Origin of the sequence: Daejeonella sp. (genome assembly GCF_044348475.1) — a bacterium.
Classification (GTDB): domain Bacteria; phylum Bacteroidota; class Bacteroidia; order Sphingobacteriales; family Sphingobacteriaceae; genus Daejeonella.
In genome coordinates, this window is record NZ_JBIKSU010000007.1 from 19,571 (window position 1) to 44,648 (window position 25,078).

The following is a 25,078-nucleotide window of genomic DNA, read 5'->3' on the forward strand; positions in this document are numbered from 1 at the left end:
TTGTTAATTTTTGTTAGAGTAATATTTTAATAGATTATATATGGGCTCTCTAATAATAGAGCTTATTTCTAAATTATTATTATGCGCAACTTCGATCAAGTATTCCTTAAAACCCGCAGCCAACAAACCCAGCATATGGATCTGGCAATTGGGATTTTGCGTTTTTAATGGAATAATATAGGTTTTAAAATAAAGGTCAAAACCATCTATTACCAACTTTTTAATGAATGGATCAGTTTTATTTTCTATCAAAAAGTCTGAAAAAGAGCTCAAAAATAATGCCGGTTGGTCTTGCCTGTATACTTTGTCGAGAATCTGTGTTCTGTCGAGGTCGTATTTTTTCTTGAATTTTTCAGCAAATTCAGCTGGCATCAGATCATTCAAATAGGATTTTAGGAGTCGCCTGCCAAGCCAATTGCCTGAACCTTCATCCCCTAAAATGTATCCAAGCCCAAAGTTGTTTTCACAGATTTTTTTACTATCAAAATAGGCTGCATTGGAGCCACTTCCTAAAATGCCAATTATGCCCTTTTCGTCGCCACAAGCGGCAAGTGCAGCAGCTTTAAGGTCATGTTCTACAACTACCTTACTAAAGCGGAAGAAGCTCGCCAATGCCTTAGTTACTATTTCCTGGCGCTCTTTAGAAGATGCTCCTGCTCCGAAAAAGTATACCCAGTGAATTTTTTCTGCATTATTAATTAATTCTGCATTTTTATTCAGGAACTGGGTAATATGGCTTTCATCATTAAAAAAAGGATTTATTCCAGGAGTTTTAAACTCAGAAATTATTTTTCCTTTTTCTGCCAATTTCCAGTTAGCATTCCTTGATCCGCTATAAACTACCGCAATCATATATTAAATTGATAAAACACTCACCATCTCCATTAAATCATCCTCCAATTTAAAATGAGATGAATTTAATGCTTCTTCTAGGGGGGTTAATACAATTGAATTACCTCGAAGCCCGATCATTTGCCTGGTTTTGCCATTGAGTAATTCTTTTACAGCTGCAAATCCTAATCTGCTTGCCAGAACTCTGTCAAAGCTGCTTGGACTACCCCCTCGCTGTAAATGCCCTAATATAGTGACTTTGATGTCGTAAAAATTAAATTTTTCTTTGACTTGTTCTGCAAGTTGATAAGCTCCGCCACTTTTATCTCCTTCTGCAACAATCACGATGCTTGATGTTTTTTTATTTTTTGCATCTCCTGATAATTTGCTAATCAGCTCATCAACTCCAGTTGCTCGTTCTGGTAGAATTACAGCTTCAGCCCCGCCGGCAATTCCTGATCGTAAAGCAATACACCCAGAATCTCGTCCCATAACCTCGATAAAAAATAAGCGGTTATGTGATGCTGCAGTATCTCTGATTTTATCAATTGCGTCAATTACGGTGTTCGTAGCAGTATCGTACCCAATAGTAAAATCTGAACCGTTAAGATCATTATCTATTGTGCCTGGAATACAAATGGTTGGAATATTGAAACGCTTAGAGAGTCGGTCTGCACCTCGGGCCGTACCATCTCCTCCTATCGGAATAAGCGCATCGATACCATAATCTTTTAAATTAGTATACGCTTTTTTTGTGCCTTCATCAGTTTTGAATTCAAGGCATCTTGCTGTTTTTAGAATTGTTCCACCTAAATGGATAATATTTCCTACTGAACGTGCATCCATATCCCAGAAATCGCTTTCTAGCATTCCCTGATAGCCTCTGCGAATCCCTACTACTTCAATCCCGTAAAAAACAGCTGTTCTAACCACTGCCCTGATGCAGGCATTCATTCCTGGAGCATCTCCACCTGAAGTAAAAACTCCTATTTTTTTTATCACTGACAAACTTATTTTCAATAGTTTAACGCAAATATAGTGTGTATATTCTACACTAAGTAATTTTTAAATATTTTTTCACTCAGTCATGACTAAACCTCATATATTTAGTTTTTAATAAAAAAATTTTGGAAACGCTACTCCCTAAGTTTGACTCTGTTTTTTCAATTGATTGTGTAATTTTTGGCTTCGATAATGGAGAGTTAAAGATCCTTCTAATTGAACGTAATGAAGAGCCTTTTAAAGATTGGTGGGCATTGCCAGGATATATCGTTGAACAGGATGAAAGTATTGATCATGCTGCTGAGCGAATCCTGTATGAATTGACCGGTTTAAGAGATATTTACATGGATCAATTTTACACCTTTGGTGACGTAAACAGGCATCCACAGGGTAGGGTTATAACAGTAGCTTATTATGCTATGATTAGGTTGAATGGCATTAAAGAACTGAAGCCCGTTAGCAATTATGTTTCAAAAGCTGTTTGGACATCTGTTAACGATCTACCTCAATTAGCATTCGATCATGAAAAGATCTTTTCACGTGGTTTTGAAAAGATAAGAAACAAGATCAGTTATCAACCCATTGCTTTTGAATTACTCCCTGAGAAATTTACGCTTACCCAATTACAGCAATTGTATGAAGTGATTCTAAGTAAGAAGCTTGATAAAAGAAACTTCCGGAAAAAAATGTTGAATTATGGCATTTTGAAAGAGCTTGATGAAAAGCAAAAAGGCGTTTCTTACCGTGCCGCAAAATTGTATAAATTCGATAAAAGAAAATACTCCAAATTATTTCAAAAAGAGCTTACGTTTGGCAAATGATTGCCAATCATTATGCAAGGCTGTGTATCATACCGTATTACTGTGTATTCTTAATTCGAAAATTCATCAGTCTGAACCAAAGAGGTGGGATTAGAGCAGGTAATAACATACTTGCATATCCTCCAGGAAGTACCGGGCTTGCAGAATAGGAAACCAACTTATTAAATGGTTTTGCTGCATGAAAATGGTGGTCTGAATGACGACTCAAATCAATCAGGAAGAAGCGACTGATGAGTTTATTGCTTTGCCATGAATGCATCTCATTCACCCGTTCATTATCATTCCTGCTCAAGCCATAATGTTCAATATAATTTGTGTATTCAAGTAATAGATTGGCAAAAAATGCTTGAGCTATCAGTGCAATTGAAACCGTCCATCCAGCAAGTAAGCCTGCACAAATTATAACGGTGATATATCCTAATAAACAGCTTAACATATAATTGTTCATGCCCAAAGCTGATTTTCTCTTGGCAAGGCAACGTTGTTTTTCAAGTTGAAAGGATTGTTTGATTTGACCTGAAATAGATCGAATCAAAAAGTGATAGTAGTTTTCAGAAAATTTTGCAGTTACGGGATCGGAGTCTGTTCCCACATATTTATGATGAATTCTGAGATGATGGATATAAAAATAGGGGTTAAATACAGTAAAAAGCAGGAATCTTCCTGCGAAATTCCAAATTTTATTTTTTCTGTGAATGAGTTCATGGGCAACTACGATAGCTAAAGTGCCAGATGCAGCACCCGTAGATAGTGCTGCGGCTATGATCCAATACTCTTTTAGTGTGCCAGTGTATACCCCATAAATTAAGCTAAGTATGGATAGAATTTGTGCAAATACAGAAAGGAACATCAAAATTTCAGGGAGTTCATCGTCAACTACATCATCATTCGTTTGGTCTTCGGGAAGGATAATTTCTGCAATTCCCAATACAACAAAAGTGAAGATGAAATTTAATAAACTGAACCAGCCACCATTAATGTTTCCATAAATAACCAATAGTACTGGCATTAAATTGAGAAAATACTTATAGTTTCTGAATGATCTCTTTTTAGCTGTGATTGCTGAATTCATTATTTTGTTTCTGCTGTTCAATGTTTTTTTATTTTTTATTCTTTCCAGAAAAGAGGATCATGATAAGGCCTCCAGTAGCAATAAGTGCCCAACCCATCCATCGGTAATGAATAATCCTGCTTGCAGCCGCTGCAAGTTTTTTAAAGGGGATAAAACTGAAATAATTATCTACCTTGAAATAAACAGCAACAAAGGTGAAACCCAAAACCAGCAGTATAGACCATCCGCAGAAGCGTAAAAGACCTCTTTTATTGCTTGCTGATGCAATTAATGCCAGAGTAGCTAGGGTATAAATTATTGAGGCCAAAACTGTGTCTAGATCCCAATAATTCCAGTTTCCGATAATTGGAATATGAAGCATGGGCGATAAACCGCCGGCAATTACCAATAATGCACCAATTATTCCTGTATAATTTTTTAATGTCATAGCAATGTGAATTAGCCTTTAAGAGCAGATTGAGGATTATTTCCTTCTGTTAATTCCATTTTCTCTGCAAAATGAGCGCAATAGTCTCTAAGATCTTCAACAATCGCTTCTTCTCCTGTTGCACGAAGAAAACTGTCGCCCATGGTCTGCAAAGTCTCATAAAAGAATCTTTTCATTTCATCTACTGGCATGTCTTTGGTCCAAAGGTCAATACGTAAAGAGTTTTTGTAGTTATGATCCCAAAGTGCAAGCATCATCGATTTAACAGGAAGTGCTTCTTTTGTTTGTGAGTCGGTAGATTCCCATAAAATATTTTCAGGGACGTTTTGATCATCAAGTTCTATAGTGAGTTTTATTTCGGCTTTTTTCATTGGGATTGGAGTAATAAGTTGTAAGTTTTAGGTAATAGGTTATAAGTTATAGGTAATAAGTAATAGGTTATAAGTTATAGGTAATAGGTTATAAGTAATAGGTTATAAGTTATAAGTTATAAGTAATAAGTTATAGGTTATAAGTAATAAGTTATAGGTTTTTACTCGATAACTATGGGTTGTTAATTTAAAATAAACAAGTTGATTAGTGCAATTAATATAGCCACAAAGATGAGAAATAGAAATTCAATTAACCAAATGCGTTTTAGCTTTGGTATATACCTACGAAATACCTGATCTGTGATCAAACACAGAATTATCATAATAAATAGTGGGATTCTCCCCAATTCAGGCATCCCTTTTAAAACAGGGATAGTGGGCAGATAGATAGCACTGACAATTAATAGGGCAACAACGATATTAAGCGGGGTTAATCGCAGATTCATTTTTTCTTTTTATCTTTTTTATGAACAGCATCAAATTTGATACTTTTTTTTCTGCGGGCTGCACCGGGCTTATTATTTCTAACCTTGGCTTTCGGATCAGCTTTGACTTTTTTAACTCCTTTAGAATTTTTGGCCTTTTTTTCATGGAATGCACCTTTAAATTCAGGATCATCCCTTCTTTTCTGAAGATCAATCTCTCTGGCAATATCCTGACGTTCTTCGTATGGTGTATCATCAATAAATACATCTTCAGGTACTTCTGACAATGGAATTTTCTGTCTGATCAGTTTTTCAATCTTTTCAACATAATATTCTTCAGATGGGCTGCAGAACGTAATGGCATCGCCAGTTTGCAAAGCACGTCCGGTACGTCCAATGCGGTGAACATAATCCTCAATAATGATCGGTACATCAAAGTTGATCACATGACTAACATTAGTCACGTCTAATCCGCGTGATGCCACATCAGTAGCAACCAAAATACGTATTTGACCATCTTTAAATGCATTGATCGAATTGATTCTGGTATTTTGCCCTTTGTTAGCGTGTATTACTCGAACCTGTTCAGCGCCATATCTCCGTTCCAGAAAATGAAAAATATTATCAGCTACAGTTTTGGTTTTACAGAAAATGATAAGACGTGTAAAATCTTCCGTGTCTTTTAAAAGATGTTGAAGCAGGTTAAGTTTAGTTTTTAAATTGGGTACTTTATACAAAACCTGACTTACAGTATCTGCCGGTGTTGCTTGGGCTGCTACTTCAATTACAGTAGGATGTTTCAGAAAATCACCTGAGATTTTATGTACCAACTCGCTCATAGTGGCCGAAAACAAAAGATTTTGGCGTTTTCTTGGTACTACTTCAAGAATCCTATGTATGGAACCGATAAAGCCCATGTCCATCATCTTATCAGCCTCATCCATGACCAGGAATTTGAGAAATTGTGTATTTATATTTCCGTCCAAGTAAAGGTCTAGAAAGCGTCCGGGGGTTGAAATAATGATATCTACTCCTTTTTTTAACTCAGCAATCTGTGTCTTTGGTCCCAATCCTCCAAAAAGTACAACCGTACGCAGGTCGGTGTATTTGGCAAATGTTTTAACATTTTCCTCAATCTGCATAGCCAGTTCACGGGTAGGAGCAATAATCAAAGCTCTTGCATCATTACCCTGGGCAAATTTTAGCTTCATTAGTATTGGTAACACAAAGGCAGCAGTTTTACCTGTTCCAGTTTGCGCAATTCCCATAATATCCTGTCCGGATAAAATTGGCATAATCGCCTTTTCCTGAATGGGTGTAGGTAAAGTATAACCCGCATCCGCAACAGCATTCAGGATCTGTTTGTTCAGCTTAAAATCTTCAAAAGATATTGACATTTGGCAAAGATACGTGTTTGATTTTATGTGGTACCTCTTACCTTAAAGCTTTTATATTTTGACTCATTAAATTAATTAATGATATTTCTTTTGCCAGGTGTTTATTTTAGGTCTGAATCAATTTTAGCTAATCATATATAATTTCAGGCCATTTTAGAATGGTAATTGTTTAATAACTAAGAAAAAAAATTCCGAAATTGCAATGATTTTAGATTATACCTAATTCATTCAGCATGGCTTCAATTCTTATCAAATCAGCAACTATTGTTAATGAAGGCAAACAAGTTGTTGCAGATGTTTTTGTTAAAAACGGAATCATTGAGCAGATCGGTAAAAGCCTTGAACATCATGCCGATCAGGAAATCAATGCGGAGGGGCTTCACCTTTTTCCGGGATGTATTGATGATCAGGTTCATTTCAGAGAGCCGGGCTTAACGCATAAAGCCGACATATTTACGGAAAGTAGGGCAGCTATTGCTGGAGGGATAACTTCTTTCATGGAAATGCCAAATACAATCCCAAATGCCTTGACTCAAGAATTATTGGCTGATAAATATGCTATTGCAGCACGTACTTCAGCTGCCAATTATTCTTTTTTTATGGGGGCAGGAAATGATAATCTGGATGAAGTTTTGAAAACCGACCCCAATAATGTTTGCGGAATTAAGGTATTTATGGGCTCATCTACAGGAAATATGCTGGTAGATAATGAAAAGACTCTTGAAGGGATCTTTAGCCAGGCGCCCATACTTGTTGCCACTCATTGTGAGGATGAAGCCACCATACGTGCAAATGCTGAACGTTTTAGAGTGCAATATGGTGATGATTTAAGCCCAGAAATGCACCCCATGATACGCACTGCTGAAGCTTGCTATATTTCTTCTTCTTTTGCCGTTGGGCTTGCAAAAAAGTATGATACTCGATTACATATTCTTCATATTTCTACAGCCATTGAAACCGCATTATTCGATAATACTTTACCTCTGAATAAAAAGAGGATTACTGCTGAAGCTTGCATTCATCATTTATGGTTCTCTGATGCAGACTATGAAAAAAAAGGAAATTGGATTAAATGGAATCCTGCTATTAAGACTGCTGCAGATCGGGAGGCTATTTTTCAGGCGGTACTAGATGACCGGATTGACATTATTGCTACCGATCATGCTCCTCATACAATTGAAGAGAAATCACAGCCGTTCAGCAAAGCACCTTCTGGTGGCCCACTTGTTCAGCATGCATTAATTGCGATGATTGAATTTTATAAGCGAGGAAAAATCAGTCTGGAGAAAATAGCTGAAAAAATGGCACATAGTCCGGCAATCTGTTTTCAAGTAGATAAACGGGGTTTTATTCGGGAAGGTTATTGGGCTGATCTGGTGTTGGTCAACTTGAATAAACCTTATGTGGTTAGCAGGAAGAATGTTTTAGCAAAATGTGGCTGGAGCCCTTTTGAAGGAGAAGTATTTGGTTCAACCGTGATTAGTACCATTATCTCAGGTAATTTAGTTTATGAAGATGGGATAATTAAGGATGGGATTTTTGGAAAAAGATTGGCATTTAACCGTTAGATCTTCTATTTTATTTTGGCGAACAGAATGTTTCTTTTCATCGGCAAATAAAGTAATTGCGAAGATAAAACCTATATATCAGGCTGAAAGCCAATAAATTGTTTTTATTATTCAGTCATCTGAAGGCCTTTTTCTCTTAAAAATAGTATGAAATCACTTGCCGACTGATCAGTGTATCCTACATGCCTTAACATGGAGATCAGCTGGCCTCGGTGAAATGTTGAATGATTCATGCAATGGAGAATGATTTCTGCATTGTTTTGACTGAATTTTTTACCCTTCAGGTTTATATAATCGGTGCTTGAAGTGAAAAAAAAGTCATCTTGAGAACTTGCAAAATCAATAAAATCACTTGAATTTTTACGGACAAGACCACAAATACTATGTAGGTTTCCTCCAATGTCAAGGTTGTGCATGTGCGGAATATTTTGTCCGTTAAGTCTTGCTAGCCATGTCTGTTCACCATCAGCAATGTGCATGATTATCTTTTTAATAGTCAGGTATTCATTTTGTTTATTGACAGCTATCTCCCGTTCGTCAATTCCTACCAGATACTTACACATTTTTTCATTTGCCCATTGATTATATTCAAGGTAATTGATTAGTAATGATTTCATAGTCAGGCTAATTGATTTCTTTAAATTTACAATTTTTTGTGCTCATTTATCTGTCAAAAACTAATCAGATTGTAATAAAATCTCAAATTAGCTGGAATAGTTCTGTATTGAAACTAAACTCCCTACCTTTGCAACTTGTTGAAATTGTTTATGGCTAAAGTATCTATTAATATTGCAACCGGATCTATACAGAAAGAGGAGTTAATTGTTGGGATAGATCTGGGTACAACCAATAGTCTGGTCGCATTTATTAACCCCGAGGGTATTCCGCAGGTTATTAATGACACAGGTAAGGGATTACTAGTGCCTTCTGTTATTCATTTTCAGCCTGATGGAAGCGTGGTTGTTGGAAATGAAGCAAAAGAATTTCTAATTTCAGATCCAAAAAACACCATTTTTTCTGTCAAACGTCTTTTAGGCCGGTCTTATCAAGATATTGAAGCACATAGCAGTTTGTTTTCATACAAAATTATTGACGACGATAGCGAAAGTTTGGTTAAGATCAATGTTGCTGATAAATACTATTCGCCAATTGAGCTTTCTGGAATGATTCTTAAAGAGCTCAAAGAAAGGGCAGAGCATGCACTCAAAACAGTAGTTAATAGAGCTGTTATTACTGTTCCAGCCTATTTTAATGATAGCCAGCGTCAGGCAACACGCGATGCCGGAAAACTTGCCGGATTGGATGTTCTTAGAATTGTGAATGAACCAACAGCAGCCAGTTTAGCCTATGGGATAGGACTTGATCCTGAACAGGAAAAAGTTATTGCTGTTTATGATCTTGGTGGAGGTACATTTGACGTTTCAATTTTAAAGATACAGAATGGAATTTTTGAAGTGCTCTCAACTAATGGTGATACATTTTTAGGAGGTGATGATTTTGATCAGGCAATAGTAAATTATTGGATAGAGCAAAATCAGCTTCAGGATTCTATAAGCGATTCTTCCTTGAATCAAGCTTTACGCCTCAAGGCAGAAGAAGCTAAAAAAGCGCTGACCACACAAAATATTTTCAACGGATTTGTTGCCGACATTCCATGTGCGATTACTAAATTGAAGTTTGAAGAACTCATATCTTCAAAAGTTGAACAAACCATACAATGCTGCAAAAATGCCTTAAAGGATGCCGGATTGGGTATTACTGATATTCAAGAAGTGGTAATGGTTGGTGGATCAACACGAACTCCTCTGGTAAAATTACAGGTGTCCCAATTTTTTCAAAGAGAAGTGCATGATCAGATTAATCCAGACGAGGTTGTTGCCTTAGGTGCTGCAATTCAATCTGATATTTTAGCCGGAAACAGAAAAGATATTTTATTGCTCGATGTTACTCCACTTTCTTTAGGAATAGAAACCATGGGTGGACTCATGGATGTGATTATCCCCAGAAATGCAAAGGTGCCATCAAAAGCAGGGCGGCAATATACTACATCAATCGATGGACAGGTTAATATGAAAATTTCTGTATATCAGGGTGAGCGCGACCTGGTAAACGAAAACCGTAAGCTGGCAGAATTTGACCTCAAAGGAATTCCGGCTATGCCCGCAGGTTTTCCGAAGGTGGATATTAACTTTAAGCTAAACGCTGATGGTATACTAACAGTTGAAGCCGTAGAATTACGATCTGGCGTAAAGCAAGAAGTTGAAGTAAAACCAAGCTATGGCTTAACGGATGAGCAAGTTGAGAAAATGCTGATTGATAGTGTTGAGAATGCAAAAGAGGATGTCAGCAAAAGAATGCTGATAGAAGCCCGCACAGAAGGTGAGCAAATGGTTTATACTGTTGAACGTTTTTTAGCTAAAAACACAGAACAAGTCTCTGAAACTGAAATTGCCGATACTCAAATTTTGATTCAATCTCTCAAAAATGCTTTAGGCTCTGGCGATAAAGATCTAATTCTAAAAAGTATCGACGAGTTAAACGAATTTACTCGCCCATTTGCAGAAAGGCTAATGAACACTGCTATTTCAACTGCAATGAAGGGGAAGGCGATTGAGTAGAAGGAGGTTGTCTGTTATCGGTTGTCTGTTATCAGTTGTCTGTTATCAGTTGTCTGTTATCAGTTATCAGTTATCAGTTATCAGTTATCAGTTGTCAGTTGGTTAGGTGGTTAGTTGGTTAGACGGTATTAATATTTACTAAACAAAATTTCGCTTTTTACTTTCAGCTTTTAGCTTTCAGCTTTTGCCTTTTATCAGTTGTCTGTTATCAGTTATCAGTTATCAGTTGTCAGTTGGTTAGGTGGTTAGTTGGTTAGACGGTATTAATATTTACTAAACAAAATTTCGCTTTTTACTTTTAGCTTTTAGCTTTCAGCTTTTGCCTTTTATCAGTTGTCTGTTATCTGTTGTCTGTTGTCAGTTGGTTAGGTGGTTAGACGGTATTAATATTTACTAAACAAAATTTCGCTTTTTACTTTCGGCTTTCAGCTTTTGCCTTTTATCAGTTGTCAGTTGGTTAGGTGGTTAGTTAGTTAGGCAGTATTAGTATTTATTAAACAAAATTTCGCTTTTTACTTTCAGCTTTCTGCTTTTAGCTTTCTGCTTTCAGCTTTCTGCTTTTAGCTTTCAGCTTTTAGCTTTCAGCTTTTGCCTTTTATCAGTTATCAGTTGTCAGTTGGTTAGGTGGTTAGTTGGTTAGACGGTATTAATATTTACTAAACAAAATTTCGCTTTTTACTTTCAGCTTTCTGCTTTTAGCTTTCTGCTTTCTGCTTTCTGCTTTCAGCTTTCTGCTTTCAGCTTTCTGCTTTCAGCTTTTAGCTTTCAGCTTTTGCCTTTTATCAGTTGTCTGAGGTCTGAAGTCTGAAGTCTGAGGTGAAGCAGAATCTATCTCTATACGCTATACTCAATACTCAAAAAGTGCTATGAAATCTACTGCTTCATTAAACGTGCAACATACTTTCCAATAATATCAAATTCAAGATTTACGGTATCGCCCTTTTTTATTTGCTGCATATTGGTATGCTCATAAGTATAGGGGATGATGGCTACCGAAAAGGAATTTTCTATTGAGTTTACTACGGTCAGGCTGATTCCGTTAACACAAATTGACCCTTTTTCAACGGTGACATTACCTTCTGAAGGGTCATATCTGAATGTATATTCCCAGCTTCCTAACCTATCATTTACTTCGGTACAGCTTCCTGTCTGATCTACATGCCCTTGTACGATATGCCCATCGAGTCGTCCATTCATTTGCATGCATCGTTCAAGATTAACCAAATCGCCCTCTTTAAGTTTTCCAAGATTTGACTTGTTTAGAGTTTCTGCAATAGCAGTAACTGTATGGGTTCCATCTGCCATTGCTACGACTGTTAAACACACACCGTTATGAGCAACAGACTGATCGATTTTAAGGTCATTTGAGATATCCGATTGGATAATAAGATGTAAATTATCTTGATCTTTTTTTAATTCTATTACACGACCGATAGTCTCAATTATACCTGTAAACATATTTTCTAAATGTTAATATTCTTTTCTATTCTTTTTCCATTGAGATTGAATCCCAATATTTTGATCAAGGGTTACTGATTCGATGTGTGAATTCATGAAATTTGAACCTATTAGTGCGGCTATCATAGCTTCGTCTTCATCTTCCTGTATCAATAAGTGTTCAGGAATAAAATAGTTGCTTACAAAATGAGTGTCAAAATTTCCGGATATAAAAGCCTCATGCTGCATCACGAATTTTCCGAAGGCTAAGGTAGTTTGTATTCCGATGATTTGGTATTCATCTATTGCACGAATCATGCGTTCTATGGCTTCTGTACGATCTTTTCCATAACTAACAAGTTTGGCAATCATGGGGTCGTAATAGATTGGAATATCCATTCCTTGCTCAAACCCATCATCTACCCGAATGCCAGGGCCTTTCGGGGTAATATAGGTTTGTAAATTACCGATATCAGGAAGAAAATTGTTTGCCGGATCTTCAGCATATACTCTTAATTCTATGGCATGTCCTTTTATTTTGAGATCGGCCTGCGTAAAACTTAAAGGCTCTCCACGTGCAACACGTATTTGTTCCTTTACCAGATCTATACCGGTGATCATTTCCGTTACCGGATGTTCCACTTGCAGGCGTGTGTTCATCTCGAGAAAGAAAAAATCAAGATTTTCATCCAGAATGAACTCAACCGTTCCTGCACCTGTGTAATTACATGAACGGGCTGCATTAACTGCACTTTCACCCATTTTTTGCCTTAACTCCTCACTAAGAACCGATGAGGGTGCTTCTTCTATTACTTTTTGATGCCTTCTTTGTACTGAGCAATCTCGTTCAAAAAGGTGTATAATATTACCATAATTATCTCCTAGAACTTGAATTTCGATATGTCTTGGCGAAGAAACATAACGTTCAATAAAAACAGAGCCATCTCCAAATGCCGATGTGGCTTCAGAAACAGCAAGGTCCATTTGTTCAATAAAATCAGAGGCCTTTTCAACTATTCTCATTCCTTTGCCACCGCCACCGGCAGCTGCTTTGATAAGAATTGGAAAGCCAATTTCTATTGCTCTGTTCTGAGCCACACTAATGTCTGTAACCGCTTCTTCTGTTCCAGGAACCATTGGTATATTATAAGTTAATGCTGCAGCTTTTGCAGATAATTTATTACCCATGATTTCCATTGCTTCAGGCGATGGTCCGATAAGAATGAGTCCTGCTGCTTTGACCTGTCTAGCAAATGCGGCATTCTCTGATAAAAATCCGTAGCCGGGATGAATACCTTGTGCACCAGTTTTCAGGCAGGCATCTATGATCTTTTCTCCTAACAAATAAGATTGTGCCGATGGGGCGGGCCCTATGCAAACAGCCTCGTCTGCATATCTTACATGCAGTGCATTACGATCAGCCTCAGAGAATACTGCAACAGTTTTGATGCCCATTTCGCGTGCAGATCGCATCACCCGAAGGGCTATTTCTCCTCTGTTAGCTATCAGGATTTTTTCCATTTATGCTTTAAGTTTTAGATCGATTGCAATAAAGGTAAATTCTGCATGATTAGTATGCTGATAATGTCATTTTAGCTATTGTAATCAATTAAGAATGAATTTTCTTTAAGGTTTGCACCGTATGATCAATCATTGCATCACTTATATCTAGGTGGGTAACAAAACGGATCATTTGTTTGCCAAAGGTATTACACTTGATTCCATAATGACTTAACTTCTCAACGAATTCTTCTGAATCATGCTTATTATGCAGCTCAAATATCACAATATTGGTATCAGCCGGCATGCAGCTTTTTACATAAGGCATATTCGTCAAAGCATTTGCAAGGATTTTTGCGTTTTTATGATCATCTTTCAACCTGTTAATATGGTGGTCAAGGGCATATATTCCTGCTGCAGCAAGAAATCCTGCCTGACGCCAACCACCTCCAAATACTTTTCGGATGCGTTTCGCTTTTTGGATCGTTTCTTTACTTCCCAAAAGGACTGAACCTACCGGTGCTCCAAGGCCTTTTGATAAACAAACAGAAATTCCGTCGAACATCCTACCGTATTCTTTTGGATCATCTCCTGTTTCTACCAGTGCATTGAAAATTCTTGCTCCATCAAGATGCAGGCTCATATTTTTTACTCGGCATAGATGATAGATCGGCTCAATTTGATCAAGGGTATAAAAGCTTCCTCCACCTCGATTTACTGTATTTTCAAGTACAACAAGACTGCTTTTTGGGTAGTGAACATTATCGGGATTGACATGGGGCTCAATGAGGTCGGCATTCAAACGACCCCTGTCGCCATACAATAAACGAACAGACGCAGATGAGTTAAAGGCAATTCCTCCACCTTCATAGCGGTAAACATGTGCTGTTTCATCACAAATAACCTCGTCCATCGGATTGGTAAAGCATTTAATTCCAATCTGGTTGGTCATGGTTCCTGATGGGCAAAACAATGCATCTTCCATTCCAAATAGGTCTGATAGCTTATTTTGTAGTGCATTAACAGTTTCATCTTCCCCAAATACATCATCCCCAACTTTTGCGCTATACATGGCTTCCAGCATTCCGGTAGTTGGACGCGTAACTGTATCGCTGCGCAGGTCTACAATCATTTTAGTATCATTCATGCCTAAAAATAGATTTTATCCTCGTTATCTGGAATTTTTTGTTGGAATAAGCATTGCCTGCTTAAATTTCAAACTTGTTTTTTTTTAATAAATCCGTATAAATTATGGTTGATAATGCAATGAAAACGTTATTTACTCATTTATTACCAAATCAATTAGCTGAATATTGCATAGTGTTCTATTGACAATAAGTATTAATTCTTACCTTTAACCTTTTATAATAAAAATAATTATGATCATAATTGCTGACGGCGGATCTACTAAAACCAATTGGTGTTTATTGAATGAATCTGGTCAAAAGATTTATTTTAACACAGAAGGTTATAATCCATACTTTGTAAGTTCAGACTACATTGTAAAATCTCTTTTAAAGGATCTTCCATCTGACCTTGATCTGAATAAAGTAACTGAGCTTAACTATTATGGAGCTGGTTGTTCAACAGAAGATAAGTTGAAAATCGTTTCAGATGCAATGGCAACGGTATTTACCAATGCCAGTATTTATATCGGTCACGATCTGCTTGCGGCTGCCCGCGCATTACTTGGATTAGAAACTGGCTTTGCAGCAATTTTAGGAACAGGCACGAATACCGGATTATATAACGGAAAAGATATTTCATTAAACATTGATTCAGCTGCCTATATTTTAGGTGATGAGGGCAGTGGTTGTTACATTGGAAAAAAATTACTGACTGATTACATTCGAGGATATATGCCTGAAGTTGTTAGAGAACGTTTTTGGGAGACTTATAAATTAACACCTGATGAAGTTACTGATGAGGTTTATACCAAACCATTAGCCAATCGTTTTTGTGCAAGTTTCAGCAAGTTCGTGTATGATAACAATGTGCATGCAGAGTATTCCAGAAAAATTGTGAAAACATCTTTTGTTGACTTTTTTGAAAATTTAGTGAGCCATTATCCCAATTATAAAGAGTACACATTTAATTGCATTGGCTCTGTTGGGTATAATTTCAGAAATGTACTCGAAGAAACGGCTACAGATTATGGTATGAAAGTTGGAAAGATCATTCGTTCGCCTATAGACGACCTTGTTCGTTATCATGTTGAATTAGCACCGAGGTAAGGCCATTCGGGGCAAGCCCGCATTGCGATTAGGGGTTAAGCTCGCATTCATACTTCAATGGCTATTCTTGATTTACATAAGTATATTTCAGCTCTTTTTGATAAGATACTTGAGTTTTGCCTTAAAATTCATGCATTAAGGTTGATTGTCCTGATCTAGTTATTCTTGTTTCATGTTCAAGTAGCCATTTCTTTCGCCATAATCCAGCAGCAAATCCAATAAGTTCTCCATTGCTACCTATTACCCGATGGCAGGGTACAGCGATCAACAGCTTGTTCTTCCCATTAGCAGAGGCAATTGCCCGAATGGCTAATGGGTTTTTCATTCGTTTAGCCAGAGCTGCATAGGTAATGGGTTTGCCAGCCTCAATTCTTCGCAGTTCATTCCAAACATTTTTTTGAAAATCTGTACCTATTTGAAGTATTGGGAAATTAAAATTAGTCCTCTTTCCTTCAAAATATTCGATGAATTGTGCTTTAGCTTGTTCAGTGATCTTATTCGGATTCTGTTCTGATAATTGATCCGAAAAGTTGATCGAAAATACTTCGTGATCATTTGCTTTAATGACCAATAGCCCAATCGGACTTTCAATTGAAGAAGAAAACATCTTTACAAATTACAAAGAAATATCCGAATTGGCTACAGAATACCTGAAACTGAAATGCAAAGTATATATTTGCTTTGATGGATTTATTCAACCAGGTAAAGTTTCTGATCCGTAAAGAGGTCATGCTTGAGTGGCGTTCAAAATACGCCTTGAATGGTATACTATTGTATGTAGTATCCACTGTGTTTGTGTGCTATCTGGCCTTTCGGGAGATTAGCAGTGCCCCAACATGGAATGCCTTATTCTGGATCATCATGCTTTTTGCTTCAGTAAATGCAATTACAAAAAGTTTTATTCAAGAAAGCAGGGCAAGACAGCTCTATTATTATACGATTACTAGTCCGCAGGCAATTATCATCTCCAAGATAGTTTACAATATAATGCTGATGCTCTTGCTTTCAGTCATTGCTTTGGGATTTTATACCCTTGTTTTTAAAAACCCTCTGGGCGATCCATTATTCTACATGCTTTCTGTATTGCTTGGCAGTATAAGTTTTGCTTCAGTATTTACTATGATATCTGGGATTGCATCTAAAGCAAGTAATGGAGGAGGCTTGATGGCTATTTTAAGTTTCCCGGTGATCATACCTTTGCTTGTTGTGCTGATCAAATTGTCTAAAAATGCGATGGATGGTTTAGACAGATCAGTTTCTTACGATGAGATTGGAGTTCTGTTGGCTATAAATGTTATCGTAGTTACTACTTCTTTATTGTTATTTCCTTACCTTTGGCGTGATTAAAATGCAACATTATGAATAAAATCTGGTGGAAAATTTTGGCAATAGTTCTTGTACTATTCTCCATTGTCGCAGGTTTTTTATTTCATGTTCCAGCCAAGCCAATACTTAACGAAACTATCCGGAACATTCATTTTCATGTTCCTATGTGGTTTTCCATGATTGTGATGCTAACCGTTTCTTTTATTTATAGCATTCGCTTCCTTAACTCATCCAATGAAAATGACGACTTGATGGCAGTTGAAAGTGCCAATGTGGGTATTGTATTTGGAGTGCTTGGCTTAGTTACCGGTGCAGTTTGGGCTAAATTTACCTGGGGAGAGGCCTGGAGTAATGACCCTAAACAAAATAGTGCTGCAATAGCTTTGCTGGTTTATCTGGCTTATTTGGTTCTTAGAAATTCACTTGAAGAAGAACAAAAAAGAGGAAGGATCTCAGCAGTTTATAATATTTTTGCTTTCCCAATCATGGTAGTATTATTATTTATATTACCCCGTATGACCGATTCACTTCATCCCGGAAACGGTGGAAATCCAGGCTTTAATACCAAAGATATGGCTCCTGAATTACGGCCAGTATTTTACCCTGCAGTTATCGGATGGATATTAATGAGTACATGGATTACCAACATCAGGTATCGTATTCGGAAAATTGAGAATAAACAGCATGAAAATAATTAATTCTTAAAAAGAGATTAGAAATAGTTTTGATAACCAATCCATTAAAATATAAATTCGAGCATCATGAAAAGTTTTATCCTAACAATCTGTTTAATGTTATCCTTTTCTTTGATCACTTTAGCTCAGAATTCCACTGGCGTTGATATGGCCACCGAACTAAGAGAGTCAGGTAAGATCTATGTTGTTGTAATGGTTGTTGCTGTAATATTTATCGGATTGGCAATTTATCTGTTCTCAATCGATAATCGATTAAAAAAAATCGAAAAGCAAAAATAGCCTGAAATCAAGGTTTAAATTCTTTTAGTGTGCTTTTTCCTGTGTTTGATTAAAATGTACTTGATACACTAAGTAATTTTCATTTTTAGTATCAGTTTTTTTCTAACAACTTTGCAGTACAAAACCAATTATTCAAAATTATAAATTTATTTTATGGCTAAGTCTATAGACGCAGCGCACTCAGAAACTTCGTTTTTTGGTGACGTTTGCCAGTTTTTTGATCATGCAGCACAATTTACTTCCCATCCTGAAGGATTGCTTGACCAGATCAGATCATGTAATAGTGTTTATCGTTTTCGTTTCCCAATTCGTAGGGGAAATGGTTTCGAAGTAATTGATGCATGGAGAGTAGAGCATTCGCATCATAAATCACCTACAAAAGGGGGGATCCGATACAGCGAAATGGTAAATGAAGATGAGGTAATGGCACTTGCCGCACTCATGACTTATAAATGCGCGATTGTAAATGTTCCATTTGGTGGGGCTAAGGGAGGTATAAAGATCAATCCAAAGGAATACACCTTGGCTGAACTTGAAACGATCACGCGCAGGTATACGGTTGAATTGATTAAAAAGAATTTCATTGGCCCAGGAATTGATGTGCCTGCGCCAGATTATGGTTCTGGTGAGCGTGAAATGAGTTGGATAGCTGATACTTATCAAACAATGAATCCCGGACAGCTCGATGCTCTTGGATGTGTTACTGGAAAACCTCTTGCTTTGCATGGCATTGCAGGAAGGAAAGAAGCAACTGGACGCGGTGTGGCTATTGCTATTCGTGAGTGCGTAGATGTTGCTGAAGACATGAAGAAATTAGGTCTATCTGCAGGTATTTCAGGAAAGCGAGTGATCGTGCAAGGCCTAGGTAATGTAGGATATCATACCATCAAATATCTTCTTGAATTTGGTGCTACTATTGTCGGGATCTGTGAGTTTGAAGGAGCAATATATAATGCATCAGGTTTAAATCTGGACGAAGTATTTGCTCATCGTAAATTAACAGGCTCAATTCTTGCATTTGCTGGATCTCAGAAAGAGTTTAAAAACTCTGCCGAAGGATTAGAGCAAGATTGTGATATTCTTGTGCCTGCAGCCCTTGAAAATCAAATTACAATCGCAAATGTTGCGCATATCAAGGCTAAGATAATTGCAGAAGCAGCCAATGGGCCAACAACTCCTGATGCAGCAGAAATATTAATCAAAAAGGGATGTATTATCATTCCTGATATGTATTGCAATGCAGGTGGTGTGACAGTGTCTTATTTTGAGTGGCTTAAAAATCTATCTCATGTTGCTTTTGGAAGAATGGATAAGCGTTACGAAGAAAACGCCAATCTTAATTTGGTGAATATGGTTGAAAAAACTACGGGTGTATCTCTTGATGCAGCCCAGAGAAGCATGATCATCAAAGGTGCTTCAGAGCTTGAATTAGTTAATTCAGGATTGGAAGATACCATGATCAGATCATATCATGAGATCAGAGAGGTTCAGCACAGTAACTCTAAAATTGACGGACTCAGAACTGCGGCTTTTGTTAGTTCAATCGATAAGGTGGCGGTATCGTATATGAATATGGGTATCTGGCCTTAATTAATTGGTCTTTTTAACTATTTTGGAGTGGATTTTAACTAGTCCACTCCAATTTATTTAGAATGATTCTAATATAGAAACATTCTTGTTATCTTTACTCCATGAGTTTTCTATTTCGTACTTTTGTACTTGCATTTAATTCTTATATTTAAAGCAAAGCCATGAAAAAAAGTTCTATAGCCGGAATTATTATAATTGCATTAGCGATTGGTATAATTATCAGTACTTATGCAGATTCAAGTACTTATGGCTCATTTACTGATGCTAAAAAATCTGAATCTGAACTGCATGTTGTGGGTCAGCTAAATAAAGAGAAAGAACTTTTTTATAATCCTCAACAAGATGCTAATTACTTTGCCTTTTATATGAGAGATAATCAGGGTCTAGAAAGTAAAGTGGTATTCAATGGTTCAAAACCTCAGGATTTTGAGCGGTCAGAACAAATAGTTTTAACTGGTAAAATGATTGGGAATGAATTCCATGCCTCGAAAATTTTAATGAAGTGCCCTTCTAAATACACTAAAGACGAGGTAGAAGTTACTGAGGTATCTGCTTCTACAGCAAAAATTTAACGATTAAATGGAAATACAATACATTGGAGAAAACCTTCTTCCAGGGAAGATAGGTCAATTCTTCATCATTTTATCTTTTTGTGCAGCGCTGCTGGCAACCATCTCTTATTATTTTGCAACTACCACTAATCTTTCAAAAGATTCTCTTATCAGAGCAAGTTCTGATGGATGGAAACGAATTGCAAGAATTGCCTTCTTAATCAATATTGCTGCAGTACTTGGTATTGGCTCTTCTTTATATTTTATTATATACAATCATTTATTTGAGTACCACTATGCTTGGGCTCATTCATCTAAAATACTCCCGGTTTATTATATTATTTCCTCTTTTTGGGAAGGACAAGAGGGTAGTTTTTGGTTATGGATGTTCTGGCAGGCTGTTTTAGGTTTTGTAATTCTTAGAAAAGGTAAAAGTTGGGAAAACTCAGTAATGACCACTATTATGCTTTCACAGGCCTTTATAGCTTCTATGCTTGTTGGAGTTGAGGTTTTTGGATTTAGGATAGGAAGTTCTCCTTTCATATTACTTAGAGATGCGGTTCCCGGACCGATCTTTCAGCGAGGCGATTATTTAAGCCTAATTACAGATGGAAATGGATTGAATCCATTACTTCAAAACTACTGGATGGTGATCCATCCGCCAACATTGTTTTTAGGCTTTGCATCCATGATCGTTCCATTTGCCTACGCCATTGGTGGCCTATGGGAAAAAAGATATACTGATTGGGTTAAGCCCGCATTGCCATGGACATTGTTTGCAGTTATGATCTTGGGAACGGGTATTATAATGGGTTCATTCTGGGCTTATGAGGCTTTGAATTTTGGTGGTTTCTGGGCTTGGGATCCGGTTGAAAATGCCTCAATTATTCCTTGGATGACTTTAATTGCAGCCGTACACGTTCTGATAGCCTATAAAAATTCAGGCCATTCCTATTTTACTGCTACGTTCTTGGTGCTTATTAGCTTTGTTTTGGTATTGTATGCATCTTTCTTAACCAGAAGCGGTATTCTTGGCGAGACATCCGTTCATGCCTTCACCGATCTTGGAATGTTCTGGCATCTGGTCTTATACGTATTGACCTTTTTATTCCTGTCAGTAATTTTTCTGGTTATTCGTTGGAAAGAACTTCCGATTACTAAAAAGGATGAGGAAACATACTCTAGAGAGTTCTGGCTTTTTATTGGTGCTTTAGTTATTTCAATTGCCTGCCTTCAAATTTTGGCAACGACTTCGGTTCCGGTATTTAATGCCATTTTTGGAACTGAGATAGCTCCTCCTGCGAATGTAATTGCTCATTATAATAAATGGCAGGTCCCCTTTGCGGTAGTTATTGCGTTTATTTCAGCATTCTCCCAATTCCTAAAATATAAGAAAACAGATCCTAAGAAATTTTTCGTAAGTATTTCTGTATCCCTACTATTCTCGTTATTTATTACTGCTGGTGCGGTTTACATCATGAATATCTATACTAATGTGATGTATATTATTCTTACCTATGCTTCAGTATTTTCAATTATTGCAAATGCAAGAATACTTGGAGATGCACTTAAAGGTAAATGGAGATTGGCAGGATCTGCGGTAGCTCATATTGGTTTTGCCATGTTATTGGTTGGTGCATTAGTTGCAGCTGCAACCAATAAGGTAGTTTCAATCAATAATACAGGTATTGGCTTTGGTGATGAATTTGCAAAGAATAACAATCCCCGTGAAAATATAATACTTTATAAAGATGAGCCAGTTAAAATGGACAGGTATACAGTTACCTATCTTGGCGATTCTGTTGAAGGAGTAAATACGTATTACCGAATCAATTACAAGGTTATTAACGAAGAAACCGGTAAGACAAAAGAAAACTTCACCTTATATCCAAACGCTCAGCAAAATGCTAAGATGAGGCAGATCATCGCATCACCAGATACAAAGCACTATTTATTTCATGACATATATACGCATGTGAGCAGTGTACCATTAAAAGAAGAAGATCATGAAGATCATGATGGTCATTCTGATGATGAAAGTTATGAAAAGCCGCTTACTTATGAAATTAATGTTGGCGATACTGTTAGATTTAGAGAGGGTTATATTCTTGTTAAAGGGATTAATCGCGACGCCCAGATTCAAAATATCCCTGTAGGTGAAAGGGATATTGCTATTGGCTTGCAGTTAGAAGTGAATTCTGATGGTAAAATATACCCATCTGAACCAATTTATTTACTTAAAGACGGTTCAAAATTTGATTTTGGTAAAAAAGTTGATGAAAAAGGGTTGAAATTTCGTTTTACTAACGTCTTTCCTGACCGAAATAAGTTAGAGCTAATGGTTTACCAAAAGCCTAAGCCTGAAAAAACATGGGTGGTGTTAAAAGCAATTGAGTTCCCTTACATTAATTTATTCTGGGGCGGTACCATTATTATGGTTATCGGATTTTTATTATCCATTTTCAGAAGAAATAAGGAAATTACGCAAGCCTGATGAATATAGTATTAATAGGTAGTGGCAATGTAGCTACTCAATTGGGTCGGGCATTTAAAATGGCAGGTCAGAACATTGTTCAGGTCTGGAGCCGAAATATTGATCATGCTCGTGAATTAGCAGATACCTTAGCTTCAGAACCTATTTCTGATTTGTTTGATCTGGATATTAATGCAGATCTCTATATAATCGCTGTTAAAGATGAAGCCATAAAGCAACTGGCTCATGAATTAAAGGTTAACGACAAGCTGATCGTTCATACTTCTGGAACTACTGGCATTGATGCTTTGGAGGGTTCATCGTCTAAAATTGGTGTTTTTTATCCTTTACAAACCTTCTCAAAGGTCAAATCAATTGATCTCAGACAAATTCCAATTGCCATTGAAGGTAATACTCCTGAGGTAGCATCAATTATTCATGCTATTGCGGATAGATTATCTGAAAAAGTTTTTGAATTAAGGTCTGATCAGAGGAAAGTGCTGCACGTTGCTGCTGTTTTTGCATGTAATTTTACTAATCATCTTTTTTCATTGTCTCAAGAATTACTGAAAGGCCAAAACCTTGATTTTGATCTTTTGCGGCCGTTGATTAATGAAACTGCCAATAAAGTTCAGTTGAACGATCCAATTACAATGCAAACTGGCCCTGCAATTCGTGGCGATCAGTCAACAATCAATATTCATCTTGATTTGCTGGCTGGAAAACCGGAGCTGAAAGAGCTCTATCAAAAATTAAGTCAAAGCATAGTCAATTTACAAGAGCGATCTCAAGGCTGAATTTAAAATGCTATTTTTGCAACAATGAACATTTTTAAGTTAACAATCAATTTTGAGGAAACTGCAAAGTCATCTTTGGAGTTACCCATCGCTGAAGGAGAATCGGTATTGGATGTCTGTCTGGATAATGGGATAGAATTACAGCATAATTGTGGTGGAGTTTGCGGATGTAGTACTTGCCAGGTTTATGTCAATTCAGGGATGGATTTTCTTCAAGAGATATCAGATAAAGAAGAAGATTTTATTGATCGGGCTATAAATCCGCGTATAAATTCACGTTTAGGTTGTCAATGCGTGGTTATTGACGGTAATATTGAAGTAACACTTCCTGATCAACATCAATTTTTAGGACATTAATAAAGTTTAAAAATGGCAAACGACAAATTTGAATTACCAATTCACTGGAAAGATCACGAAGATATTGCTATGGGACTATATGAAAAGTTCGGAGATGATTTTGGTGAATCCCAGATATATAGAATCCGATTTACGGATCTTTTGGAGTGGATATTAAGCCTGCCAAATTTTGAAGGTACTCGCGAAGAAAGTAATGAAGGTCATTTGGAACAGATCCAGTCTGCGTGGGTTTACGAATGGCGCGATAATCAGTAGGAGGAAGGAAGTCGGAAGTCGGAGGTCTGAAGTCTGAAGTCGGAAATCCTCAGTCCTCATACCTCATGCCTCAGTCCTCCTACCTCAGACAAAGAAAATGGAACCAAGAACAAGGAACCAGGAGCAAAGCCAAAAGGAGAAAGCTGAAAGCTAGAACTTGAAAAACAGAATCAAGAACCAGGAGCAAAGACAGCTTAGTGCTAATTCAGATTTTTGGTTTTTTCAGACCTCAGACTTCAGACCTCCTACCTCAGATAACAGACAACAGATAAAAGGCGAAAGCTAAAAGGTAAAAGTTATAAGTAATAAGTTATAAGTAATAAGTTATAAGCAGAGAACAGCAAACATTTGAAATGATTAGCCCAAGGCAATTTTAACTAACTACTAACCAACTAACTACTAACCAACTGATAACTGACAACAGATAACAGACAACAGATAACAGACAACAGATAACAGACAACAGACCCCAGACCCCCATGTTCCTCGAAAAACTCAAGCATATTAAAGCAATTATTCTGGATGTTGATGGAGTACTTACCAATGGTATTTTGCTCTTGACTGAATCTGGAGAGCAGCTCAGACAATTTAATATTAAGGATGGCTATGCATTGCAGCTAGCAGTAAAGAAGGGAATTAAGGTAGCAGTTCTTTCAGGTGCTCGTTCAAAAGGCGTTGAGCATCGTTTAAGGGGGCTAGGAATCCAAGATATTTTTTTGGGACTTAACTCAAAACTTGAAGTTTATTCTAATTACTTAATTCAAAATAACCTTAAACCTGATCAGGTATTATTCATGGGCGACGACATTCCTGATCTAGAGGTTATGAAACTTGCTGGTCTTGCTGTTTGCCCGCTAGATGCCGCAGAAGAAATAAAAGCCATTTCACAGTATATTTCTCCAAAAAATGGAGGAGAAGGATGTGTAAGAGATATCGTTGAGAAAGTTTTGAAGATCCAGAATTTATGGACCGATGTAGATTCTTCTGCCACTGATGGCTCTAAAGCAGTTTAATTTTTTTAGCAGTAAACTTTTTATTTATTTTTGGACTCT

25 protein-coding genes are annotated in these 25,078 nt (G+C 37.0%); 14 read left to right on the top strand and 11 right to left on the bottom strand.

Going from position 1 to position 25,078, the window contains the following annotated elements; all coding sequences use genetic code 11:
• Positions 1–3: 3 nt before the first annotated feature.
• Together ACIQZ6_RS03430 and pfkA are read right to left on the bottom strand one after the other, a co-directional pair.
• Positions 4–852, bottom strand: coding sequence for a hypothetical protein (locus ACIQZ6_RS03430; protein ID WP_395808221.1), 849 nt, complete (start codon positions 850–852; stop codon positions 4–6).
• Positions 853–855: 3 nt separating this feature from the next.
• The gene (gene pfkA, locus ACIQZ6_RS03435; protein WP_395808223.1) at positions 856–1,839 is read right to left on the bottom strand and encodes a 6-phosphofructokinase; all 984 of its coding nucleotides are present in this window, start codon (positions 1,837–1,839) and stop codon (positions 856–858) included.
• A 119-nt stretch (positions 1,840–1,958) separates the two neighbouring features.
• Between pfkA and ACIQZ6_RS03440 the strand changes: the two genes are divergently transcribed.
• Positions 1,959–2,654 (top strand): NUDIX hydrolase, encoded by a 696-nt coding sequence (locus tag ACIQZ6_RS03440; protein WP_395808225.1) that lies wholly within the window; start codon positions 1,959–1,961, stop codon positions 2,652–2,654.
• A 37-nt stretch (positions 2,655–2,691) separates the two neighbouring features.
• Here the strand turns inward: ACIQZ6_RS03440 and ACIQZ6_RS03445 are convergent, their stop codons facing one another.
• The 4 genes from ACIQZ6_RS03445 to ACIQZ6_RS03460 form a co-directional block, all read right to left on the bottom strand.
• Positions 2,692–3,726 carry an alkane 1-monooxygenase gene (locus ACIQZ6_RS03445; protein ID WP_395808227.1) on the bottom strand — a complete coding sequence of 345 codons (1,035 nt, stop codon included), beginning with the start codon at positions 3,724–3,726 and terminating at the stop codon, positions 2,692–2,694.
• 28 nt (positions 3,727–3,754) lie between these two features.
• Positions 3,755–4,153: a hypothetical protein gene (locus ACIQZ6_RS03450; protein WP_395808229.1), complete on the bottom strand. Its 399-nt coding sequence runs from the start codon at positions 4,151–4,153 to the stop codon at positions 3,755–3,757.
• A gap of 11 nt (positions 4,154–4,164) precedes the next feature.
• A complete protein-coding gene (gene gldC, locus ACIQZ6_RS03455; protein WP_395808231.1) occupies positions 4,165–4,524 on the bottom strand; it encodes a gliding motility protein GldC in 360 nt (119 codons plus the stop codon).
• Between the two features lie 442 nt (positions 4,525–4,966).
• Positions 4,967–6,346 (bottom strand): DEAD/DEAH box helicase, encoded by a 1,380-nt coding sequence (locus tag ACIQZ6_RS03460; protein ID WP_395808233.1) that lies wholly within the window; start codon positions 6,344–6,346, stop codon positions 4,967–4,969.
• Positions 6,347–6,579: 233 nt separating this feature from the next.
• On the opposite strand from ACIQZ6_RS03460, the gene ACIQZ6_RS03465 reads away from it, so the two are divergent.
• The gene (locus ACIQZ6_RS03465; RefSeq protein WP_395808235.1) at positions 6,580–7,914 is read left to right on the top strand and encodes a dihydroorotase; all 1,335 of its coding nucleotides are present in this window, start codon (positions 6,580–6,582) and stop codon (positions 7,912–7,914) included.
• Positions 7,915–8,021: 107 nt separating this feature from the next.
• Here the strand turns inward: ACIQZ6_RS03465 and ACIQZ6_RS03470 are convergent, their stop codons facing one another.
• On the bottom strand, positions 8,022–8,531 hold the full coding sequence (locus ACIQZ6_RS03470) for a DinB family protein (RefSeq protein ID WP_395808237.1): 510 nt from the start codon (positions 8,529–8,531) through the stop codon (positions 8,022–8,024).
• Between the two features lie 150 nt (positions 8,532–8,681).
• Here ACIQZ6_RS03470 and hscA point away from each other — a divergent pair, with 150 nt between their 5' ends.
• Positions 8,682–10,532, top strand: a complete 1,851-nt coding sequence (gene hscA, locus ACIQZ6_RS03475; RefSeq protein WP_395808239.1) for a Fe-S protein assembly chaperone HscA — start codon at positions 8,682–8,684, stop codon at positions 10,530–10,532.
• A gap of 873 nt (positions 10,533–11,405) precedes the next feature.
• Here hscA and ACIQZ6_RS03480 read toward each other — a convergent pair.
• The 3 genes from ACIQZ6_RS03480 to ACIQZ6_RS03490 form a co-directional block, all read right to left on the bottom strand.
• Positions 11,406–11,990 carry a riboflavin synthase gene (locus tag ACIQZ6_RS03480; protein WP_395808240.1) on the bottom strand — a complete coding sequence of 195 codons (585 nt, stop codon included), beginning with the start codon at positions 11,988–11,990 and terminating at the stop codon, positions 11,406–11,408.
• A gap of 12 nt (positions 11,991–12,002) precedes the next feature.
• On the bottom strand, positions 12,003–13,490 hold the full coding sequence (accC, locus tag ACIQZ6_RS03485) for an acetyl-CoA carboxylase biotin carboxylase subunit (RefSeq protein ID WP_395808242.1): 1,488 nt from the start codon (positions 13,488–13,490) through the stop codon (positions 12,003–12,005).
• A gap of 88 nt (positions 13,491–13,578) precedes the next feature.
• Positions 13,579–14,616: a threonine aldolase family protein gene (locus ACIQZ6_RS03490; RefSeq protein ID WP_395808244.1), complete on the bottom strand. Its 1,038-nt coding sequence runs from the start codon at positions 14,614–14,616 to the stop codon at positions 13,579–13,581.
• Between the two features lie 232 nt (positions 14,617–14,848).
• Here ACIQZ6_RS03490 and ACIQZ6_RS03495 point away from each other — a divergent pair, with 232 nt between their 5' ends.
• Positions 14,849–15,703 carry an N-acetylglucosamine kinase gene (locus ACIQZ6_RS03495; RefSeq protein ID WP_395808246.1) on the top strand — a complete coding sequence of 285 codons (855 nt, stop codon included), beginning with the start codon at positions 14,849–14,851 and terminating at the stop codon, positions 15,701–15,703.
• 121 nt (positions 15,704–15,824) lie between these two features.
• On the opposite strand, the gene ACIQZ6_RS03500 is transcribed toward ACIQZ6_RS03495, so the two are convergent.
• Positions 15,825–16,310, bottom strand: a complete 486-nt coding sequence (locus ACIQZ6_RS03500; RefSeq protein WP_395808248.1) for a methylated-DNA--[protein]-cysteine S-methyltransferase — start codon at positions 16,308–16,310, stop codon at positions 15,825–15,827.
• 77 nt (positions 16,311–16,387) lie between these two features.
• Here ACIQZ6_RS03500 and ACIQZ6_RS03505 point away from each other — a divergent pair, with 77 nt between their 5' ends.
• The 10 genes from ACIQZ6_RS03505 to ACIQZ6_RS03550 all read left to right on the top strand — a co-directional run bounded on the left by ACIQZ6_RS03505 (position 16,388) and on the right by ACIQZ6_RS03550 (position 25,039).
• Positions 16,388–17,050 (top strand): heme exporter protein CcmB, encoded by a 663-nt coding sequence (locus ACIQZ6_RS03505; RefSeq protein ID WP_395808250.1) that lies wholly within the window; start codon positions 16,388–16,390, stop codon positions 17,048–17,050.
• Positions 17,051–17,061: 11 nt separating this feature from the next.
• Positions 17,062–17,727: a cytochrome c biogenesis protein CcsA gene (ccsA, locus tag ACIQZ6_RS03510; RefSeq protein ID WP_395808252.1), complete on the top strand. Its 666-nt coding sequence runs from the start codon at positions 17,062–17,064 to the stop codon at positions 17,725–17,727.
• A 63-nt stretch (positions 17,728–17,790) separates the two neighbouring features.
• Positions 17,791–18,003, top strand: a complete 213-nt coding sequence (locus ACIQZ6_RS03515; RefSeq protein ID WP_395808254.1) for a CcmD family protein — start codon at positions 17,791–17,793, stop codon at positions 18,001–18,003.
• Positions 18,004–18,156: 153 nt separating this feature from the next.
• Positions 18,157–19,593: a Glu/Leu/Phe/Val dehydrogenase gene (locus ACIQZ6_RS03520; RefSeq protein WP_395808256.1), complete on the top strand. Its 1,437-nt coding sequence runs from the start codon at positions 18,157–18,159 to the stop codon at positions 19,591–19,593.
• Positions 19,594–19,754: 161 nt separating this feature from the next.
• Entirely contained in the window at positions 19,755–20,165 is a 411-nt protein-coding gene (locus tag ACIQZ6_RS03525) for a cytochrome c maturation protein CcmE (RefSeq protein WP_395808258.1), read from the top strand.
• Positions 20,166–20,172: 7 nt separating this feature from the next.
• Entirely contained in the window at positions 20,173–22,638 is a 2,466-nt protein-coding gene (locus ACIQZ6_RS03530) for a heme lyase CcmF/NrfE family subunit (RefSeq protein ID WP_395808260.1), read from the top strand.
• A complete protein-coding gene (locus ACIQZ6_RS03535; RefSeq protein ID WP_395808262.1) occupies positions 22,638–23,414 on the top strand; it encodes a Rossmann-like and DUF2520 domain-containing protein in 777 nt (258 codons plus the stop codon). Before ACIQZ6_RS03530 ends, ACIQZ6_RS03535 begins: the two co-directional genes overlap by 1 nt.
• Positions 23,415–23,438: 24 nt before the next feature.
• A complete protein-coding gene (locus ACIQZ6_RS03540; protein WP_306551052.1) occupies positions 23,439–23,771 on the top strand; it encodes a 2Fe-2S iron-sulfur cluster-binding protein in 333 nt (110 codons plus the stop codon).
• A gap of 12 nt (positions 23,772–23,783) precedes the next feature.
• Positions 23,784–24,026, top strand: coding sequence for a Fe-S cluster assembly protein IscX (gene iscX, locus ACIQZ6_RS03545; RefSeq protein ID WP_306551053.1), 243 nt, complete (start codon positions 23,784–23,786; stop codon positions 24,024–24,026).
• 479 nt (positions 24,027–24,505) lie between these two features.
• Complete coding sequence (locus ACIQZ6_RS03550) at positions 24,506–25,039, top strand: KdsC family phosphatase (protein ID WP_395808265.1); 534 nt, start codon at positions 24,506–24,508, stop codon at positions 25,037–25,039.
• Positions 25,040–25,078 lie beyond the last annotated feature (39 nt).

What these genes read in the sequence shown, in the direction of transcription:
- gldC (WP_395808231.1), bottom strand. Translation starts at nt 4,524, where the DNA reads ATGAAAAAAGCCGAAATAAAACTCACTATAGAACTTGATGATCAAAAC.
- ACIQZ6_RS03520 (WP_395808256.1), top strand. Translation starts at nt 18,157, where the DNA reads ATGGCTAAGTCTATAGACGCAGCGCACTCAGAAACTTCGTTTTTTGGT.
- ACIQZ6_RS03525 (WP_395808258.1), top strand. Translation starts at nt 19,755, where the DNA reads ATGAAAAAAAGTTCTATAGCCGGAATTATTATAATTGCATTAGCGATT.
- ACIQZ6_RS03505 (WP_395808250.1), top strand. Translation starts at nt 16,388, where the DNA reads ATGGATTTATTCAACCAGGTAAAGTTTCTGATCCGTAAAGAGGTCATG.
- ACIQZ6_RS03430 (WP_395808221.1), bottom strand. Translation starts at nt 852, where the DNA reads ATGATTGCGGTAGTTTATAGCGGATCAAGGAATGCTAACTGGAAATTG.
- ACIQZ6_RS03460 (WP_395808233.1), bottom strand. Translation starts at nt 6,346, where the DNA reads ATGTCAATATCTTTTGAAGATTTTAAGCTGAACAAACAGATCCTGAAT.
- ACIQZ6_RS03490 (WP_395808244.1), bottom strand. Translation starts at nt 14,616, where the DNA reads ATGAATGATACTAAAATGATTGTAGACCTGCGCAGCGATACAGTTACG.
- ACIQZ6_RS03540 (WP_306551052.1), top strand. Translation starts at nt 23,439, where the DNA reads ATGAACATTTTTAAGTTAACAATCAATTTTGAGGAAACTGCAAAGTCA.
- ccsA (WP_395808252.1), top strand. Translation starts at nt 17,062, where the DNA reads ATGAATAAAATCTGGTGGAAAATTTTGGCAATAGTTCTTGTACTATTC.
- ACIQZ6_RS03550 (WP_395808265.1), top strand. Translation starts at nt 24,506, where the DNA reads ATGTTCCTCGAAAAACTCAAGCATATTAAAGCAATTATTCTGGATGTT.
- hscA (WP_395808239.1), top strand. Translation starts at nt 8,682, where the DNA reads ATGGCTAAAGTATCTATTAATATTGCAACCGGATCTATACAGAAAGAG.
- accC (WP_395808242.1), bottom strand. Translation starts at nt 13,490, where the DNA reads ATGGAAAAAATCCTGATAGCTAACAGAGGAGAAATAGCCCTTCGGGTG.
- ACIQZ6_RS03450 (WP_395808229.1), bottom strand. Translation starts at nt 4,153, where the DNA reads ATGACATTAAAAAATTATACAGGAATAATTGGTGCATTATTGGTAATT.
- ACIQZ6_RS03530 (WP_395808260.1), top strand. Translation starts at nt 20,173, where the DNA reads ATGGAAATACAATACATTGGAGAAAACCTTCTTCCAGGGAAGATAGGT.
- ACIQZ6_RS03465 (WP_395808235.1), top strand. Translation starts at nt 6,580, where the DNA reads ATGGCTTCAATTCTTATCAAATCAGCAACTATTGTTAATGAAGGCAAA.
- ACIQZ6_RS03495 (WP_395808246.1), top strand. Translation starts at nt 14,849, where the DNA reads ATGATCATAATTGCTGACGGCGGATCTACTAAAACCAATTGGTGTTTA.
- ACIQZ6_RS03480 (WP_395808240.1), bottom strand. Translation starts at nt 11,990, where the DNA reads ATGTTTACAGGTATAATTGAGACTATCGGTCGTGTAATAGAATTAAAA.
- ACIQZ6_RS03515 (WP_395808254.1), top strand. Translation starts at nt 17,791, where the DNA reads ATGAAAAGTTTTATCCTAACAATCTGTTTAATGTTATCCTTTTCTTTG.
- iscX (WP_306551053.1), top strand. Translation starts at nt 23,784, where the DNA reads ATGGCAAACGACAAATTTGAATTACCAATTCACTGGAAAGATCACGAA.
- ACIQZ6_RS03445 (WP_395808227.1), bottom strand. Translation starts at nt 3,726, where the DNA reads ATGAATTCAGCAATCACAGCTAAAAAGAGATCATTCAGAAACTATAAG.
- ACIQZ6_RS03470 (WP_395808237.1), bottom strand. Translation starts at nt 8,531, where the DNA reads ATGAAATCATTACTAATCAATTACCTTGAATATAATCAATGGGCAAAT.
- ACIQZ6_RS03500 (WP_395808248.1), bottom strand. Translation starts at nt 16,310, where the DNA reads ATGTTTTCTTCTTCAATTGAAAGTCCGATTGGGCTATTGGTCATTAAA.
- ACIQZ6_RS03535 (WP_395808262.1), top strand. Translation starts at nt 22,638, where the DNA reads ATGAATATAGTATTAATAGGTAGTGGCAATGTAGCTACTCAATTGGGT.